General features: G+C 36.7%; 11 protein-coding genes. 1 reads left to right on the top strand and 10 read right to left on the bottom strand.

Going from position 1 to position 17,534, the window contains the following annotated elements:
* Positions 1 to 20: 20 nt before the first annotated feature.
* The 10 genes from ahcY to gyrB all read right to left on the bottom strand — a co-directional run bounded on the left by ahcY (position 21) and on the right by gyrB (position 15,425).
* Positions 21 to 1,418 (bottom strand): adenosylhomocysteinase, encoded by a 1,398-nt coding sequence (ahcY, locus tag ACFINM_RS01290; protein WP_375620877.1) that lies wholly within the window; start codon positions 1,416 to 1,418, stop codon positions 21 to 23.
* A gap of 713 nt (positions 1,419 to 2,131) precedes the next feature.
* Positions 2,132 to 3,130 carry a complex I NDUFA9 subunit family protein gene (locus ACFINM_RS01285; protein ID WP_375629158.1) on the bottom strand — a complete coding sequence of 333 codons (999 nt, stop codon included), beginning with the start codon at positions 3,128 to 3,130 and terminating at the stop codon, positions 2,132 to 2,134.
* A gap of 44 nt (positions 3,131 to 3,174) precedes the next feature.
* Positions 3,175 to 4,494, bottom strand: coding sequence for a bifunctional folylpolyglutamate synthase/dihydrofolate synthase (locus tag ACFINM_RS01280; RefSeq protein ID WP_375639772.1), 1,320 nt, complete (start codon positions 4,492 to 4,494; stop codon positions 3,175 to 3,177).
* Positions 4,495 to 4,498: 4 nt separating this feature from the next.
* On the bottom strand, positions 4,499 to 5,419 hold the full coding sequence (gene accD / locus ACFINM_RS01275; RefSeq protein WP_375611366.1) for an acetyl-CoA carboxylase, carboxyltransferase subunit beta: 921 nt from the start codon (positions 5,417 to 5,419) through the stop codon (positions 4,499 to 4,501).
* A 1,006-nt stretch (positions 5,420 to 6,425) separates the two neighbouring features.
* A complete protein-coding gene (locus tag ACFINM_RS01270) occupies positions 6,426 to 7,124 on the bottom strand; it encodes a sulfate transporter family protein (protein WP_375620874.1) in 699 nt (232 codons plus the stop codon).
* Between the two features lie 1,183 nt (positions 7,125 to 8,307).
* The gene (locus ACFINM_RS01265) at positions 8,308 to 8,571 is read right to left on the bottom strand and encodes a hypothetical protein (RefSeq protein WP_375639766.1); all 264 of its coding nucleotides are present in this window, start codon (positions 8,569 to 8,571) and stop codon (positions 8,308 to 8,310) included.
* Positions 8,572 to 9,011: 440 nt separating this feature from the next.
* Complete coding sequence (gene coaBC / locus ACFINM_RS01260; protein WP_375620873.1) at positions 9,012 to 10,433, bottom strand: bifunctional phosphopantothenoylcysteine decarboxylase/phosphopantothenate--cysteine ligase CoaBC; 1,422 nt, start codon at positions 10,431 to 10,433, stop codon at positions 9,012 to 9,014.
* 69 nt (positions 10,434 to 10,502) lie between these two features.
* Entirely contained in the window at positions 10,503 to 12,089 is a 1,587-nt protein-coding gene (gene ubiB / locus ACFINM_RS01255) for a 2-polyprenylphenol 6-hydroxylase (RefSeq protein ID WP_375639764.1), read from the bottom strand.
* Positions 12,090 to 12,091: 2 nt separating this feature from the next.
* Positions 12,092 to 12,874 (bottom strand): bifunctional demethylmenaquinone methyltransferase/2-methoxy-6-polyprenyl-1,4-benzoquinol methylase UbiE, encoded by a 783-nt coding sequence (gene ubiE, locus ACFINM_RS01250; RefSeq protein ID WP_375612796.1) that lies wholly within the window; start codon positions 12,872 to 12,874, stop codon positions 12,092 to 12,094.
* A gap of 118 nt (positions 12,875 to 12,992) precedes the next feature.
* Positions 12,993 to 15,425, bottom strand: coding sequence for a DNA topoisomerase (ATP-hydrolyzing) subunit B (gene gyrB / locus ACFINM_RS01245; protein ID WP_375629169.1), 2,433 nt, complete (start codon positions 15,423 to 15,425; stop codon positions 12,993 to 12,995).
* Positions 15,426 to 16,621: 1,196 nt separating this feature from the next.
* Here gyrB and ACFINM_RS01240 point away from each other — a divergent pair.
* Positions 16,622 to 17,527, top strand: a complete 906-nt coding sequence (locus tag ACFINM_RS01240) for a transporter substrate-binding domain-containing protein (protein ID WP_375611372.1) — start codon at positions 16,622 to 16,624, stop codon at positions 17,525 to 17,527.
* Positions 17,528 to 17,534 lie beyond the last annotated feature (7 nt).

Genomic DNA, 17,534 nt, shown 5'->3' with positions numbered 1-17,534 from the left:
TTTTAACCCAAGGAAACGTATTAGTAACGGTAATGGTTTGGTTTATAAGGTCCTTGTGGTGAGACTCCAATATAAGCGGCTTGTTCTTCTGATAAAACACTTAATTTTATTCCTAACCGATCCAGATGTAGACGTGCAACCTTTTCATCAAGATGTTTAGGCAAAACAGTGACTTCATTTGTATAGTGTTCTGAACGGGTAAAAAGTTCAATTTGCGCTAAAACTTGATTAGTAAACGAGGCCGACATGACAAAAGAAGGATGCCCAGTCGCATTCCCGAGGTTTAACAAACGCCCTTCAGAGAGCAAAATGATGCGTTTTCCATCGGGAAAGGTGATCATATCAACTTGTGGTTTAATATTTGTCCATGGCAAATTTCTAAGGGCAGCGACTTGGATTTCGTTATCAAAATGACCAATATTTCCAAGAATACACATATCCTTTACTTGTCGCATATGATCTAAACGAACAACATCTTTATTGCCTGTTGTCGTGATGATAATATCAGCACTGGAAGCAGCATCATCCAAATTAACAACTTCATAGCCATCCATAGCGGCTTGAAGAGCGCAGATAGGATCAATTTCTGTTACTTTAACACGAGCCCCAGCACCAGAAAGAGATGCTGCTGAACCTTTTCCTACATCACCATAACCACAGACAATGGCAGTTTTACCAGCGATCATCACATCTGTTCCACGTCGAATACCATCGACCAATGATTCTTTACATCCATATTTATTATCAAACTTTGATTTAGTGACGCTATCATTAACATTAATAGCAGGAAAAGGTAGAAGTCCTTCTTTTTGTAACTGATAAAGACGGTTTACACCTGTTGTGGTTTCTTCGCTTACACCTTTAATTGCCGCGCGCTGTCGTGTAAAAAAACCTGGCGTTGCATCCATACGCTTTTGTATTTGTTTGAAAAAAATTTCTTCTTCTTCTGTTTTGGGATGCGATAAAATATCTTTATTTTGTTCTGCACGACTTCCCATTAAAATATAGTTTGTGGCGTCAGCTCCATCATCTAAAATAAGATTGGAAGGATTACCATCTGGCCATTGGAAGATTGCATCTATATAAGTCCAATATTCTTCCAATGTTTCACCTTTAATGGCAAATACAGGAATGCCAGTTGCGGCGATAGCTGCTGCTGCATGGTCTTGCGTAGAAAAAATATTGCTAGAGCTCCATCGTATATCGGCGCCAATCGCTTTTAATGTTTCAATTAAAACAGCTGTCTGAATTGTCATGTGCAATGAGCCAGAAATACGCGCTCCGCGCAAAGGTTGACTGGAAGAAAACTCCTTACGACAAGCCATCAAACCAGGCATTTCTGTTTCAGCAATATCAAGTTCTTTACGACCATAAGCAGCAAGTGCAATATCTTTGACAACAAAATCTTGAGCTGCCATTCTTCATTCCTTTAAAATAAGTTTTTCCAAGACGGTAGGAGAAATTAAAAAAAAATGCAAGACAAGAAGAGGACTTCTTTATGTGAAAAAGCTCTTTTAAAATCTCCATAAATTTGTGCAACAAATATGCATTTATGGATCTGAGTAGTGATGTTGCTGACGGAGTAGGAGATCTTCATGATAAGTTTTATTATATAAACAAAATTCTATCCTTTTCACGTAACTTTAAAGCTTTTAAAAGTCTCCAGAGGGAATACCTTTTAAATAATAAAAATGGTGCATTGCTTTACAGTTTTTATATTGATTTTTATGGGATAATATCGAAAGTAGTATACTCGTATTCTACTCACTTATGCGGTTGTTGAAAAAGGAAGAATTACTTTAATCTCATTATTAAGCTTTTTAGCAAAATAATATAAATGTAAAGCCATAGATTATCATGTTTATGGATAGGCAGTTCAGAATCGGTTCTTTAGGATTCCAATGTTGCACCTGCTCTTGGATAAAGACAGTTTATAAGAAGTGCTTTTCTCCTGTTTTCAACGATTTTTATCAAAAGACTATAGATATACGATTAAACATTTTTTGTGATACTGAATAGAGTATTTAAAATGTAAAAACATCACTCTATTGAACACTCTGATTTTAAAACCGCTAACAACGCGCTATGAATTATAAATCAAATAATTAACTCAGTTTTGGAAGAATTTATTCTAGACGAGTAGGTTTTGGGAAAATTGACCATGTGGACGAAATCGCCAGAGATAACTTGGCAAGAATGCTGCCATTGCTCTGGGGGTAATACCCACACCTTCTAGAGTATATCCATTTTCTATAGCTTCTTTAGAGACAATGTTATCCATTTGCAAAAAACGTATCTGATTGGCTGTTACGAGTGTTGGTACAAAAGGCAATTTACCGATTGTTCCCAAAATTCCTCCAATCAATAGACCGACAGAAAGAGGCATAGATAGGATTGTTTTTTTACGGTGAATAATTTTGAGTATATTTTCAAGAGTATTTTGGAGGGTGATAATCTGGGGACCACCAAGATCATAATTTTTTCCCCAAGCAACCTGTCCATCTAAAGCGCGCACGATAAACTCAGCAACGTCACCAACATACACGGGTTGCAATTTGCTTTGTCCACCTCCAAAAAGAGGCATAATTGGTAAAAAACGTGACAAATCTGCTAAGGTGTTAAAGAAACAATCCTCTGGTCCAAAGATAACGGATGGACGGATAATAATTGCTTGAAGATGCTTGTTGTGAATGATTTGTTCACCCATAAACTTAACACGTGCATAAAGACATGAAGCATTCTCGTTAGCCACAAGTGTTGACATATAGATGAGCGGAATACCAGTTTCTGCTGTTAATTCAGCAACATTGTAAACACCATCAATTTGTGTGTTTTTAAAATTCGATTGACTTGCTTGTTTTAAGCTACCAGGCAAAAACACTGCCGCATCAGCTCCAAGCAACGCGCGTGCAACAGAGGCACGATGCTTGATATCTGTTTTAAGCATTTGGGTTTGTCCTACTTCTCCTATTTGGAGCATATAATAAGCTTTTTGTGGACAACGAACAGCGATACGAACGCGATATCCCCGCTTAGTCAAAGTTTCAACGACATGTCGTCCTACAAAACCGGATCCGCCAAAAACAGTAATGAGTTTAGGATGTTGATAAAGTGCACAATCAAGTTGCATGATTAAAAAGTCTATCTTTCAAAGCTTTAAAAATAGCTAATTATCTAGCACGGTGGTGTTTTATTGTCACGCAAAATATCACCCGCAAGATAAAGAGAACCACTAATAAGAACAATAGCCTCTTTATATTCCATTTTAATTTTATGTAAAGCATCTTGTAGGTGCGCTTTTGGGGCAGCAGGGATTCCTACTTTTTGGGCTGATTTAGCTAAGTCTGTTGGAGAGATACTGGCAATATTGTTAAGCAGCGGTATCGTATATACTTTATCGACAAGGTTAGCTAAAGGACGAAAATAACCGACAGCATCTTTGGTATTAAGCATGCCAGCAATCATAATAATGGGGCGATCTGTTTTTTTTCTCCATTGTGTAAGTTCTGCCGCAATAACTTTTCCTGCAGCAGGATTGTGACCACCATCTAACCATAAATCAATATCAGGAGATAGTTGATCAACCAAAAGTCCTTGGGTAAGATGCTGCATTCGTGCGGGCCAATAAATATTTTTCAAAGCGTCATTTATGGTTTGTTCTGAAAGTTGAAAACCCGCTTGATAAACTGCTTCAAGAGATGCACCAGCATTAGCAATTTGGTGGTCTCCAATAAGGTTAGGAAGAGGAAGATCCATGAGACCTTGATGGTTTTGAAAAACCATACGTCCATGTTCTTTATAGCTTTGATAATCTTGATCAAAGAGAGCATAAGATGCTTTATTTTTATCGGCAAGGGGTATTAAAGTAGCAAGAGTTTCTTCATAATTCTGCTTTCCGATGACCACTGGAACGTTTGGTTTTATAATTCCCCCTTTTTGAAAAGCGATTTGAGCAATTGTATTTCCAAGAAAGCTCTCATGATCATAATCAATGGGCATAATAAGCGATACAGCTGGTTTGTTAACGACATTGGTAGCATCAAAACGTCCTCCCAATCCAACTTCTAAAATGACAACATCAGCTGGATGTATACTAAACAACATAAAGGCAGCGGCTGTAAAAATTTCAAAAATAGTAATCGGCTCTTGACGATTTACTTTTATAATTTCACGGATTGTCTCAGCCAATTGGTTTTCTGTAACAAGTTGACCACCTCCTTTTTGACCTAACCGGCAGCGTTCATTCCAGTTGACGAGATGAGGTGAGCTATAAACATGAACGCGGTATCCTGCACTTTCCAAAAGAGCACGGCAAATTGCTGAAGCAGATCCTTTGCCATTTGTTCCAGCGATGTGAATAACAGGGGCAAGTTTTAAATGTGGGTTACCAAGACGCTCTAAAAGGTGAACAATACGCTCTAAAGAAAGATCAAATTTTTTCGGATAATTTCTTAGTAAATCATCCACCACCCTTTGTATTTGACTTTGTTGCATAAACTTAAGCTGCTTTTGTCCTAGAAAGCGATGTTTGAGAGTCTGTTGGGGATGGATCGGAAGGGTTAAAAACAGCAGGGCGTTTCATCATCAAGCGTAAAATACGCGCAATTGTTGTTTTCATTTCTAAACGCGATACAACCATATCAATCATACCATGTTCAAGCAGATATTCACTACTTTGAAAACCTTCTGGTAGGGTTTCGCGTATAGTTTGTTGAATCACACGTGGACCAGCAAAACCAATCATAGCGCCAGGCTCGGCAATGTGAATATCACCAAGCATGGCGTAAGAAGCAGTAACACCACCGGTGGTTGGATTAGTCAGCACAACAATATAGGGAAGCTTTGCTTCTTTCAACATTTCAATCGCTACAGTTGTACGGGGCATTTGCATCAACGAGAGTGTTCCTTCTTGCATTCGTGCACCACCAGAAGCAGCAAAAAGAACCAGCGGACGCCTTTCAGCAATGGCAGTATCAAAAGCTTTGATAATAGCTTCTCCTGAAGCCATACCAAGTGATCCACCCATAAAGGCGAAATCTTGAACAGTTGCAATAATTGGTAAGCCTTCAATCGTACCACGTGCACTTAAAATATTGTCATCAACCCCAAGTTTAGAACGATAATCTTTTAACCGGTCAATATAGCGTTTTTCGTCACGAAATTTTAAAGGATCTGTTACAACTTTTGGATTTTCAAGAGCTGTATAAACACCATCATCAAAAAAATGCATGAGACGATTTTTAGCACTGATACGCATATGATGACCAGAATTGGGAGCTACAAATTGATTAGCTTCCAGATCTTTATGGAAGACCATTTCACCACTGGTAGGATCTTTAATCCATAGATTTTCTGGAATTTCACGGCGCCCCAATATAGAGTTAATTTTAGGACGAACATAATTTGTAATCCAGTTCATCTTTATAACCTTCCTTTAAATATTGTGCATCTTTTGCATGATTTGAAAGAATATAGAACTTAAGCAGTCACATTTACTTTACCGGTTGAACAAAGGAGTCTATTTAATACTTTTATCAGCGTACGTATAGCTTGTTTTTTAATTTTTAATTTTTCCCATATCATAACAATCATACGCATCATGAAGAGTATTCCCTATAATAAATTTCTCATAAGTTTTAAGAACTTACATGTTTGTATTTTTTACTTTGGTGTTAAAATTTACTCCTTGCGATGGTTAACAAACGCCTTATTTTTAATAAAAAATGAATATCCAATTAATCATTCGTATCAACAGTTTTGAAGAAAAGAAACCTTATAGTATAAGGCGCTAACAAGGCTAAAATAATCCATTAAAGATAATGAATACAATAACGCTATATTAGCGAAACGCTAACATCAGAGCAAGATTTTTTTCAAAAGGTTTCTTTAAAGCACACGCTTTTTACAATTAAAATAGAATACGCTCAAAATATCATTATATTACTCATTTACGTGCTTGTTTTACACAGATATCTTTCAATAATTTCCAAAACTCTCTTATGAAGAGTATACACTCTCCATGAATGGTATAAAAGACATTATGCTATCCGTTTTTACTGAAATAGAGGGTACAAAGCGGCACCATCATATTCTTTTTCAGTTTTCAATACGACGATAATGTTTGCATTAAGAGGATTCATATAAAGATATTTCACGCTTTTTTGAAAGTACTTTTATCCGCACACCACCTCCGTTTATGACATATTAACAAACGATTTCAATTGATCCAATATGAATAGGATTAAAATGAGAAACCCTCATAATATTTAGGTTTTTCACTCATGTCATAAAACGATAAATTATCATTATAAATCAATATATTGCCTTAATAAAAAGAAAAGCATAAAATTTTATATTATGCTTTTGGGGGCTTACAAGTTTTGTTTGATTTAAAGTTAAGGAGCATTATTTTTGTGTGATGCGTGCTATGTCTTTTGGGAAAGCGTTTTGTGTAAATGTGTCATAAAGGCGGCGGCAAAAAGCGGTGTTGCTAGATTAATAATAGGAATCGAAACAAAAAGCGCTATCAATAATCCTGCGCCAAAAACCGTTGTGTAATGAGTATGTAAAAAAGCACGGGCATCTTGTTCTGTTCGAAAACGGTAAGCCGCAAACAAGAAATATTCATGACCGAGCAAATAACCATTAATAAGATAAAAAGCAATTAAATTAATACCTGGTATGAAGAATAAAATAAAAGCAATTCCATTACCAAGAAGGCTTAAAATAACAAATTTAAAGGAAATGATAAGAGAACGCTGAAACGGCAAAGCTTGTCCAATAGGCTCGTTTGGGTAATCCTCTTTTTCAATGATTTCAGCAGCAGAGTCAATGAAAAAACCACCAATCATAGCTGAGATCGGTGCAATCAAAAAAGCCAACAAAAGAGCCAAACCAAGATTAAAAATGATAAGCATGCTAAAACCAATCCATCCCGCCCAACTAGGGAGTCCAGGAAGAAATTGAGCAATCCAGGGCCAAAAGTAAGACACAAAAAGTTGGTGCACACATAACCATAAAATGGTGAGAATGAAAAAAGTAACCCCCAATGCTTTCAGTATCATAATACGATATTGCGAGGTCAGAAGACGTTGTAAAGCACGATAAGCAGCAGTAAAAATCATAGATTAATAAACTAAGGAAAGAAGCAAAAAAAACAAGAAATATATTTAAAGTATGTACAGTGTAATTTTTTCTTTCTTTGAATTACAAGATTTTTTTCAAGAACATTATAAAAAACGGTTAAGGTTTCTTTGTTAAAAATAAAGTTTGAATAAATAGAAATTTTGATTTTTAAAAACAAAGAAGAATTTAACAAAGTAGCTGTTGTAGAAGAAATTTTTAGTATTTTTGTACATAGTGTAGATTATTGCGTTTATATGATATATGTAAAAAATTAAGGAATAAGAACTATTTGGTAGAAAAGTTGTTTATTTCTATTTATTCAGTAGAGTTATCTAACTTCGTTTATCTAAATGTTTAATTGTTTTGCACAATTCCTAAAATTCTGTACTTTTCTACTATTTGGCGGCATGCTTTTGCCTCTCGCTTTCAAAAAAATATTGAGTTCAATGGAATAGGGGTAACGTAGTAGCTCCGTAGATATTCTAATTTTGGGCAACAGAATGATTAATATGATAGAAGTGGAAAAAATAAGCTTAGGCGATTGACCGTCAGATCCCATAGAAAAGAGCAGTTTTTTGAGAAGAAGCAAAGAAAGGGAGAAACCACGGATGCTTAAAAATGATGAAATTTTTAATTTTAAAAGCCATAAGTGCAATGAAGTAAGCATTCATTGAAGCACTTTTCATACAAGTGGTGCACTGTATCAAATAATTTTTAGATAATAACACCACTAATTTATCGAAGAGAATTGATCATTTTCAACTTGAATAAGAATCCCAAATATAGAAATATTCTTTAATTTCAAAGACTCTATTCAACATCAAAAAATTATTTACGTACACATTATAGGCGAGACCAATGTATGGATACAAAGCTTTCGATAAAGGAATAAAAATGCTTCTCATGAAACATCACAATGTGAGGATATCATGGATCAAATTCTAGTTTTTGTGGTCTTAGTATTCTGGAGAGAGGACATACACATTTAATCTTAAAGACCGATCACTGAGGAAAATAATAAAGGCTTCAGTTTCATAAACTTATAGACAGTGGTGCAGTGAATTTTGTCTACACTCTTTATAAGCGTCAGTGTGAGATATGCTTCAAATTGCATTGAGATGTTATAATATCATTGATTTATACATTATTTTTCATAGCGAATAAGAGCTCAAAATAAAGTTGTCATACTTTCTCATTAGCTGCTCTCATCATGAAACAATCAAAATCATTTATTTGCATATCATAAATATGACCAATATGGGATAAAAACATTGAAGAAAGAAAATGCTTTTTATAAATTTTATCCATTACAAGAGCTTTGTCAAAATTGATGGTAGCCAAAGTGAATGATAGCTTGTTTTTTATAAGCTGGCGAGACAGTGGTGCAATAGATTCTACTTTTATGAAGGCTAGGGTGAGATAGGATTTTAAAAAAACATTTCCCAACGCTCATCATACCCATTTCGCAACAGCGTTTGTGAATGGTATATGGGTAAAGCTCTCGTGAATAATATAAAACTTATAGGGCATCACTAACTTTACGCTTAATAAAAAGAGCACGCTGGCACCATCATCCTCAGTGTTGTCCGAGACAAGCCCTTGGTTCTTGAGACGGTCCATTATAAGCGCTTTTAGTTCTTTCTTAAACGTTTTGTATTCATACAGTTATCCTTGTTTAAAACGTGCAAGAAAATGATTTTTATTGATTCAATATGAGAGAGATTGGAAATAAGAGAATCTTACGATGTCTGGGATTCTAATTTAATATGAACAATGCTAGGTTATCATTATAAATCAAAAATATTATATACTAATTGAGATGGATAGACACCTATTGTCAGTTCTATTTTATAAGGTGTTTTAATATCAACGCGTTTGAAGAGTTCTTATTTGCAAAGGGGTATATTTTTCTCATGAGGAGTAGATGTTTGGGGGGCAAAAAATGATACAATCACGTTTGCTAATTTTTGCGCTACGTGTTGTTTACTCATATGAGGCCATTGTTCAACTTTTTTTCTACTTACGAGATAAACTTGATTTGTATCAGCACCCATGACACTTGTACCATCTACTTGAAGAGAAATATCATTAGCAAGAATGAAATCAGCTCCTTTTTCAACACATTTTTTTTGCGCATTGGCAATGATATCACATGTTTCAGCAGCAAAACCAATGACCAATGAGGGGCGGTTTGGAGCGTGTCCAATCGTTGCTAAAATGTCAGGATTTTCGACTATATCAAGGGATGGTGGTATTTTATGAGCATTCTTTTTAATTTTGTGTAAAGACTGCGTTTGACTGCGCCAGTCACAAACAGCGGCAACAAAGATGGCACCATCAGCAGGCAATGCGGTTTGAACGGCTTTTAACATCTGTTGTGCTGTTTCAACATGAATTGTTTTTACTTCTTGTGGGTTTGCAAGATGAACAGGTCCACAAATAAGTGTTACTTTTGCACCCAAATGTGCAAGAGCGGTTGCGATGGCATGACCTTGTTTACCTGAGGACCGATTAGCAAGATAACGTACTGGATCAATTGGTTCATGGGTAGGACCAGAGGTAACGATGAAATGGCGGCCAAAAAGAGGTTTTTCATGCACATTCAAAAGATTCTCTATAGCAGCGACAATAGTTAAAGGTTCGCTCATACGTCCATATCCAATCTCATCACGTTCAGCCATATTTCCGATTTCTGGTCCGATGATATGAACGCCATCTGCGTGCAATTGTGCAACATTACGAATAGTTGCTGGATGCACCCACATGGCTGGATTCATGGCGGGTGCAATCAAGAGTGGACAGCGTGCTGCTAAAAGGACACAATCAGCCAGATCATCTCCTATTCCATTGGCTATTTTTGCAATGCGGTTGGCTGTAGCAGGAGCTAAAATAATCAGATCAGCATCACGTGCTAATCGGATATGTCCGATATCATGTTCTTCTTCGCGTGAAAATAAATCAGTATATACAGTACCACCGCTTAAAGCTTCAGCGGCTAAAGGCGTAATAAATTTTTGCGCCGCTTTTGTCATCACAACTTTTAAATGTGCTCCACGTTCTTGTAAACGGCGAATCAAATCAAGGGCTTTATAAGATGCAATACTTCCACCAATAATAAGAAGGAGAGATTTTGATTTCAATGATTGCACTTCAACAGCACTGGCATGAGAGGGGAGTGTGGTGTGAGTAGGAGGATTGCTTAAAAGACGGCGGGCTTCTTCTTCCATAGAAATACCGTTTTGCGCGGCGCGTATGCGCAAAGCTTCTTTGGTTTCAAGAGACAGGTTACGAATAGTAATACTGGCCATAAAATACCTCCAAGAAATAAAAATGATTTCAATGATTTCATTGTTGATATTTTTAGCATATTAAGGAGATTAGAAAAGATGAAAAAAGTAAAAAGTAAGACAAGCGCAACAAAGTGCAATGATGAAAAGACTATAACGACCATAACGGTTTCTGTGGCTTTGTTCCACAGCAAGTTGTTTGAGGGTAGCAGGAGAAAGATTAAAACCTGTTTTTCTCATTTGATTGAAATCTTCTTCTATTCGTTGGAAATTTTGAACCAATTGTGGTGTTTTGCGTGCCAGCGAAAGGAGAGCTTGTGCTCCTTCACTAAAGTCTTTTGCAACGCCTACGGGTCCTAAATTTTTACTAATCCATTCTTTGACAATGGGTTCAGAAGCTTTCCACATATTAAAAGTGGGGTCTAATGTGCGGGCAACACCTTCCACGACAACCATCGTTTTTTGCAGCAATAAAAGTTCAGGTCGCGTTTGCATGTCAAATAATTCAGTGACTTCAAACAATAAAGTGAGCAATTTAGCCATGGAAATGCTTTGTGCTGATTGTCCGTGAATTGGTTCGCCAATAGCGCGATTGGCTTGTGCAAAGCTTTCGATATTATGGTGTGAAGGAACATAGCCTGCCTCAAAATGGGCACGTGCAACTCGATGGTAATCGCGGGTAATAAAGCCGTAAAGAATTTCAGCAAGGAAATGCTTTTCTTTTTTGCCAAGCCTTCCTGTAATGCCTAGATCAACAGCGACAATACATCCTTTTTCATCTACGAATAAATTACCAGGATGCATATCGGCGTGAAAAAAACCATCACGCAGTGTATGACGAAGAAAAGATTGAATAAGCGTAATAGCAAGCGCCTTCAAATCAAATCCTGCCTCTTTGAGTTTGGAAGTTTCGGATATTCTTATACCATCAATCCATTCCATTGTAAGAACATTACGTCCTGTCCGTTCCCAGTCAATACGTGGAACCCGAAATCCTGTATCATGTTGAATATTTTCAGCCATTTCAGATATAGCTGCTGCTTCTAAGCGTAAATCCATTTCAAGTCGTGTTGTTTGTGCTAAAGTATCCACCACACAAACAGGACGAAGCCTTCGAGAGGCAGGGATATAGCGCTCTTGTAAATGAGCAATGAGATAGAATCCTCTAAGATCTTTAGAAAAACGTGCTCTGATATTGGGACGAATAACTTTTACAGCACATTTTTTCTTATGGCCAGTTTCATCACTGTATTCAGCTGGATGAACTTGAGCAATAGAAGCGGCGGCAATGGGGGGATAAAAATTTACGAATAAATCATCAATAGAGCGACCAAGAGAACTTTCAATTTGAGCAATAGCGGCAGTGCAAGAAAATGTTTGGACACGATCTTGTAGCTGTGACAAATCTTCCGCAATATCACGCCCAACAATATCAGGTCTTGTGGCAAGAAATTGACCAAGTTTTATGTAAGAGGGTCCAAGCTTATTAATGGCATATGAAATATTTTCAGATCGCTGTTTCTTTTTTGTTTTGCGTCGTGCTAATGCACTCGCTATACGATGACATAGCGCTGGAAATCCTTGAAGATCATCATGAGGAAGAGCACTTAAAACACCTTCACGTGTTAAAACCCATCCTGCACGCATCAATTGAAAGTAAGGGGAAATTTGCACCATTTTTAAATTTTCCAACCTGAATGCAGCGCCGCAATCGCACCGGTGAGATTGCGGTACGATACCCGCGAAAACCCCGCATGCTTGATCATATGGGAAAAATCATCTTGCTTAGGAAATTTGCGGATAGATTCAACCAAATAACGATAAGCATCGCCATCATTTGCGATAAATTGACCTAGCTTAGGGATAGCATGGAAAGACCAAAGATCATAAATTTTATCGAGCCAAGGCATCTCGACATTTGAAAATTCTAAACATAAGAAACGTCCACCGAGCTTTAAAACACGAAAAGCTTCTCTAAGAGCTTGATCAATATGAGGAACATTGCGAATTCCAAAAGCAATCGTGTAAGCGTCAAAGCTTTGATCTTCAAAAGGTAGATTTTCTGCATTGGCTTCAACAAAATCAATCAGAGGGGCAAGACCATTTTTTTGTGCGCGTTTTTTGCCAACGCTGAGCATTGAGCCATTAATATCAAGCACTGTAGCATGGGCTTTTTGGCGTGAAGCATTAAGAATACGAAAAGCAATATCACCTGTACCGCCAGCGACATCAAGAACTTTCCAATGAGAAAGTGCTGGTGGGGAAAGCCAAGCAATCATGGAATTTTTCCACACACGGTGTAGCCCTAAGGATAAGATATCATTCATCTTGTCATAATTTTCAGCAACAGAATGAAACACACCATCCACCATGGATTGTTTTTGTGTTTCATCTACTATTGTAAAACCAAAAGAGTGCTCCATGCCACCCTTGGTTCCTACACGTTCTGTTTCAATTGCCATGTATATGATCTTCCTTATTTTTCTTTTATCGTAAATGAAATAGAGAGGGAATGTTCAACTACGAAAAAACAACGTATAAAACTACGACGTTTACACAGCCAAAAACAGAAGAGTACCTTTAGATATCAAGATTGGCAACGCTTAAGGCATTGTCTTGAATAAAAATACGTCTAGGTTCAACTTCATCACCCATGAGACGAGAAAAGAGTGAATCTGCATCGGTTGCATCATTAATCTTTACTTGTAAAAGAGAACGTGCATTGGGATCAAGCGTTGTTTCCCAAAGTTGTTCAGCATTCATTTCCCCAAGACCTTTATAACGTTGAAGAGTAACACCTTTTTTACCGTTTGTAAAAATGCTCTCTAAAAGGCTCATAGGACCAAAAATACGCTCTGTTTTATCTTTGCGACGTAAAAGAACAGGAGGATGATATATGTCGATAAAATTTTGAGAAATGCGATCAATTTGGCGTGCGTCAGTTGAATTTATAAGTCCCACATCAAGCGTAACAACATCTTTAACACCACGCAAAATACGCTCAAAACATAAACTTCCATCTGCTGTATATTGTCCACTCCAACCTTGTTCCATATCATCAGCAATCAGATTAAGGCGGTGTGCTGTAGTATCTGCTATTTTTTGCGCTTTTTCTTGTGTTGCAAAGACTTCAAGATTAAAAGCGCCAGCAATTGCTGCTTGTTCAACAATATTACGGTCATAACGGGTATGAAGACCATTTAAAAGTTGACGTAATATACGAGCATCTTTAGCGAGTTGATACAAATCAGCTCCTGCACGAACTTCTCCCGTTGAAAGCTCAAGCGTTGTTTCTTCTAATCCAGTATCGATCAAGAATTCTTCAAACGCTGCTTCATTTTTAATATATTGGGAAGATTTTCCACGCGATACTTTATAAAGAGGAGGCTGAGCAATATAAAGATGTCCACGTTCAATCAACTCGGGCATTTGTCTAAAAAAGAAAGTGAGCAGCAGAGTACGAATATGGGCTCCATCAACGTCCGCATCCGTCATGATAATAATCTTATGATAACGTAATTTATCCGGCGAAAATTCATCCTTACCGATAGACGTTCCAAGAGCTGTAATAAGTGTTCCAATCATATCAGATGAGAGCATGCGATCGAAACGTGCTCGTTCAACATTGAGGATTTTACCACGAAGGGGTAAAATTGCTTGATTTTGACGTGAGCGCCCACTTTTTGCTGAACCGCCAGCCGAATCCCCCTCGACAATAAAGATTTCTGATTTTGCGGGATCTCGTTCTTGGCAATCGGCAAGCTTTCCTGGTAGAGAAGTGATATCAAGTGCCCCTTTTCGTCTTGTGAGTTCACGTGCTTTGCGTGCTGCTTCACGTGCTGTTGCAGCTTCTACCACTTTACTAATGAGAAGTTTTGCTTCATGAGGATGTTCTTCCAGCCATATTGAAAGACCTTCATTGACCAAATTTTCAACAATAGGGCGCACTTCAGAAGAGACTAACTTATCCTTTGTTTGTGAAGAAAATTTTGGATCAGGAACTTTGACAGAAAGAATAGCTGTTAATCCTTCACGGCAGTCATCACCGGTTAAGTTCACTTTTTCTTTTTTAGCAATACCTGAAGATTCAGCATAGCCATTAATTTGGCGTGTAAGGGCACTTCTGAAACCTATCAAATGCGTTCCACCGTCACGCTGAGGGATATTATTGGTAAAACACAAGACCTTCTCATGATAGGAATCATTCCACCACAGGGCAACATCAACGCTCATACCATCCTTTTCACTTGCAATATAAATAGGAGTATCAAGCAGAGCTTTTTTTGATTGGTCAATATATTTCACAAACTCTATTAATCCACCTTCATAATGCAATTCAACGGATTTAATATCAGCATGACGCTCGTCAACAAGAAGAATATAAACCCCAGAATTTAGAAAAGCTAATTCCCGTAAACGACGCTCTAAAGTTTCAAAATCAAACTCAACCATAGTAAAGGTTTCAGAGCTTGGTAAAAATCTAATTTCTGTTCCACTTTCTTGATCGCAATCGCCAACAACTTTTAATGGAGCATCAGCTACCCCGTGGGTAAATGATATTTCATGAATTTTACCATTGCGTTTGATTTGCAATTTAAGCCAAACGGATAATGCATTCACAACAGAAACGCCAACACCGTGTAATCCGCCTGAAACTTTATAAGAGTTTTGATCAAACTTTCCACCGGCATGAAGCTGTGTCATAATAACTTCAGCGGCAGAAATACCTTCTGTTGGATGGATATCTGTCGGAATTCCACGTCCATTATCACGAACAGAACAAGAACCATCAGCATGGAGTGTGACGTTTACAAGAGTTGCATGACCGGCTAAAGCTTCATCGATAGCATTGTCTACAACTTCATAGACCATATGATGTAACCCCGATCCATCATCAGTATCACCGATATACATACCAGGACGTTTGCGTACAGCATCAAGACCTTTGAGAACTTTGATAGAAGCGGCATCATAGTTATTGCTTTGTGCTGGTGAGGTTATTTCATCACTCATAAGTTAGTCCATTCCTGTGTTCAATTTACAATATTTTATCCGCTTTTTTAAAGCTCAATGTTCTGATCAGTTATTTATGGAATAACCACATTAAATATTTACCGTATATCAGATCTAGATTCAATATCTGTCGATATATAATGGAGAGAATGATAAAATGATAGTGTACTGTTATGCTGTAAAACACTAGGACGGTGATATAAGGCGAATAAACACTTATGACTTATACAAAAAACTGTTTCATAAACGATGCTATTTACTTTGTTTATTTTTGCATATGCGTAATGTTTCAGAATTAGTTATGCATTTTTGTGTTACACTAATAAAGGTCTCACTTGTTTTATCCATAAATCAATTTTTCAATCCTAATTCTACCATATATTTAAAACAAAGGTTGCGAGCTCTCTAAGCAGTTCAAACTTTTGTATGTTAGATTGAGGCGAAAATATTTTGTATATTGGTTTGTGTCATCTTTAAAGTGTGAAAAAAGCTTCATTTGAGGAAAATATAAATGCGTAAATGTAAAAACACGTTTCTACGATCATCTTTTATATTCAACTTTACAATTAAAAAAACGTCTACGGTGATGTTTTTGAATAATGAGGGTAATGACGAATTATCTTACGCTTTTGTTTCTTGCATTCTCGTGAGGTTGCATCGCTCAATGTTCCCAAACTCATTTTACAACGATGTTTGAATAGTATAACGCAAAATACCCTGTGAATACTACAAGATTTATGTCCTCCATCTTTCCCATCGTGACAATAAAGTGCAAATCAGAATCATCATTTTATTTTTCAGCTCTTAAATGTTGGTGCAACCTTAATGTTGAGAAAACCCTCGGCATTTGAGGGGTATTTTTACTCTTTTCTTCAATAGTATCTATATACTTCCCAGGTTGTGATACGCAAGGAAATGGTCTTAATATTTTAAGGTACGCGGGATATTTTGATAAAATAAAGTGTACCACTAAAGTATATACAGCTTATTTCTTATATTAAAAAATTAAATCGCTTTTCTCTAAAATTACTTTTTATATATTCATTTTGGAAAATTAACATCAGAAATCTAAGCATTTTCAATGGTTTCAAAAATAGCAAGAATTTTATTTATTAAACGCCAGATATTTTGGTGAAGTGCGTTAGATAATAATTAAGAAGTGTTGCATCTTAGTTTTGAAAAATGGGGGAGAGATTTTGAAAATAAAAAAATCTATATATGTGAAACATCTTCAATTGCGTTTACAGTACTTTTTATTCAATAATCCATACAATATTTTTATTCGTATTTTATTTGTAGCAGGGGGGGTTCTATTTTCCTCTTACGCAGAAGCTGAAAGGCTGCCTTCTTTTTTTGATTCGCATGAACATTTGGTACAACCTGATACAACGGATATCTTTCGTTTGCGTTTTGTAACAACTTTTGATTTTCCTCCTTTTAATTTTATTGATCAATCGGGGTATCTTGCAGGTTATAATATCGATTTATTGCGCGCTATTTGCTCAAAATTAAAATTAGAGAAGCTTTGTGAAATAGAAGTGATTCCTTGGAAAGAGCTTTTAGAACATGTTAAAAATGGTGGTGCAGAAGTCATTATTGCGGGTTTAAAAGAAACAAGTAAAACCCAGCAAGATCTTGTTTTTACAAAGTCATATTTGCGCTTTCCAGCGCGATTTGTTGCTTCTCGACGTTTAAATCTCGATGAGCCAATAAGCGATCAATTGATACATTTAACCAGTGGTGTTTTGTCTAAAAGTGTTCACGAAAAACTCTTTCAATATTATTTTCCTAAAGCCAAATGGCAAGGGTTTAAAAAGAGAGAAGAGCTCTATAAAGCATTACAAGAGCGTAAAATTGACCTTATTTTTGATGATGGATTTGCTTTATCATTATGGTTCAAAAAACAAAAATCTGTTGATTGCTGCCATTTTGTTGGGGGGGCATATATGGCGCCACAGTTATTGGGGCAAGGAATGCAGCTTGCTGTTGCAAAAAAGAATGAAAAATTGGTTGATATACTCAATTATGCGCTGAAATCTCTAGAAGAGGATGGTAAACTTACAGAACTTTATTTGCGTTATTTTCCAATAAGTTTTTTTTGATGAGTAG

The organism is Bartonella sp. AA168HLJHH (assembly GCF_042197365.1).
In the GTDB taxonomy this organism is placed as follows: domain Bacteria; phylum Pseudomonadota; class Alphaproteobacteria; order Rhizobiales; family Rhizobiaceae; genus Bartonella.
Note: the sequence above shows the minus strand (reverse complement) of the source record. Positions and strands in the feature narration are given on the sequence as shown.

Coding starts and splice junctions, on each gene's coding strand:
- gyrB (WP_375629169.1), bottom strand. CDS start 15,425: ATGAGTGATGAAATAACCTCACCAGCACAAAGCAATAACTATGATGCC.
- ACFINM_RS01285 (WP_375629158.1), bottom strand. CDS start 3,130: ATGCAACTTGATTGTGCACTTTATCAACATCCTAAACTCATTACTGTT.
- accD (WP_375611366.1), bottom strand. CDS start 5,419: ATGAACTGGATTACAAATTATGTTCGTCCTAAAATTAACTCTATATTG.
- ACFINM_RS01270 (WP_375620874.1), bottom strand. CDS start 7,124: ATGATTTTTACTGCTGCTTATCGTGCTTTACAACGTCTTCTGACCTCG.
- ACFINM_RS01280 (WP_375639772.1), bottom strand. CDS start 4,494: ATGCAACAAAGTCAAATACAAAGGGTGGTGGATGATTTACTAAGAAAT.
- ahcY (WP_375620877.1), bottom strand. CDS start 1,418: ATGGCAGCTCAAGATTTTGTTGTCAAAGATATTGCACTTGCTGCTTAT.
- ubiE (WP_375612796.1), bottom strand. CDS start 12,874: ATGGCAATTGAAACAGAACGTGTAGGAACCAAGGGTGGCATGGAGCAC.
- coaBC (WP_375620873.1), bottom strand. CDS start 10,433: ATGGCCAGTATTACTATTCGTAACCTGTCTCTTGAAACCAAAGAAGCT.
- ubiB (WP_375639764.1), bottom strand. CDS start 12,089: ATGGTGCAAATTTCCCCTTACTTTCAATTGATGCGTGCAGGATGGGTT.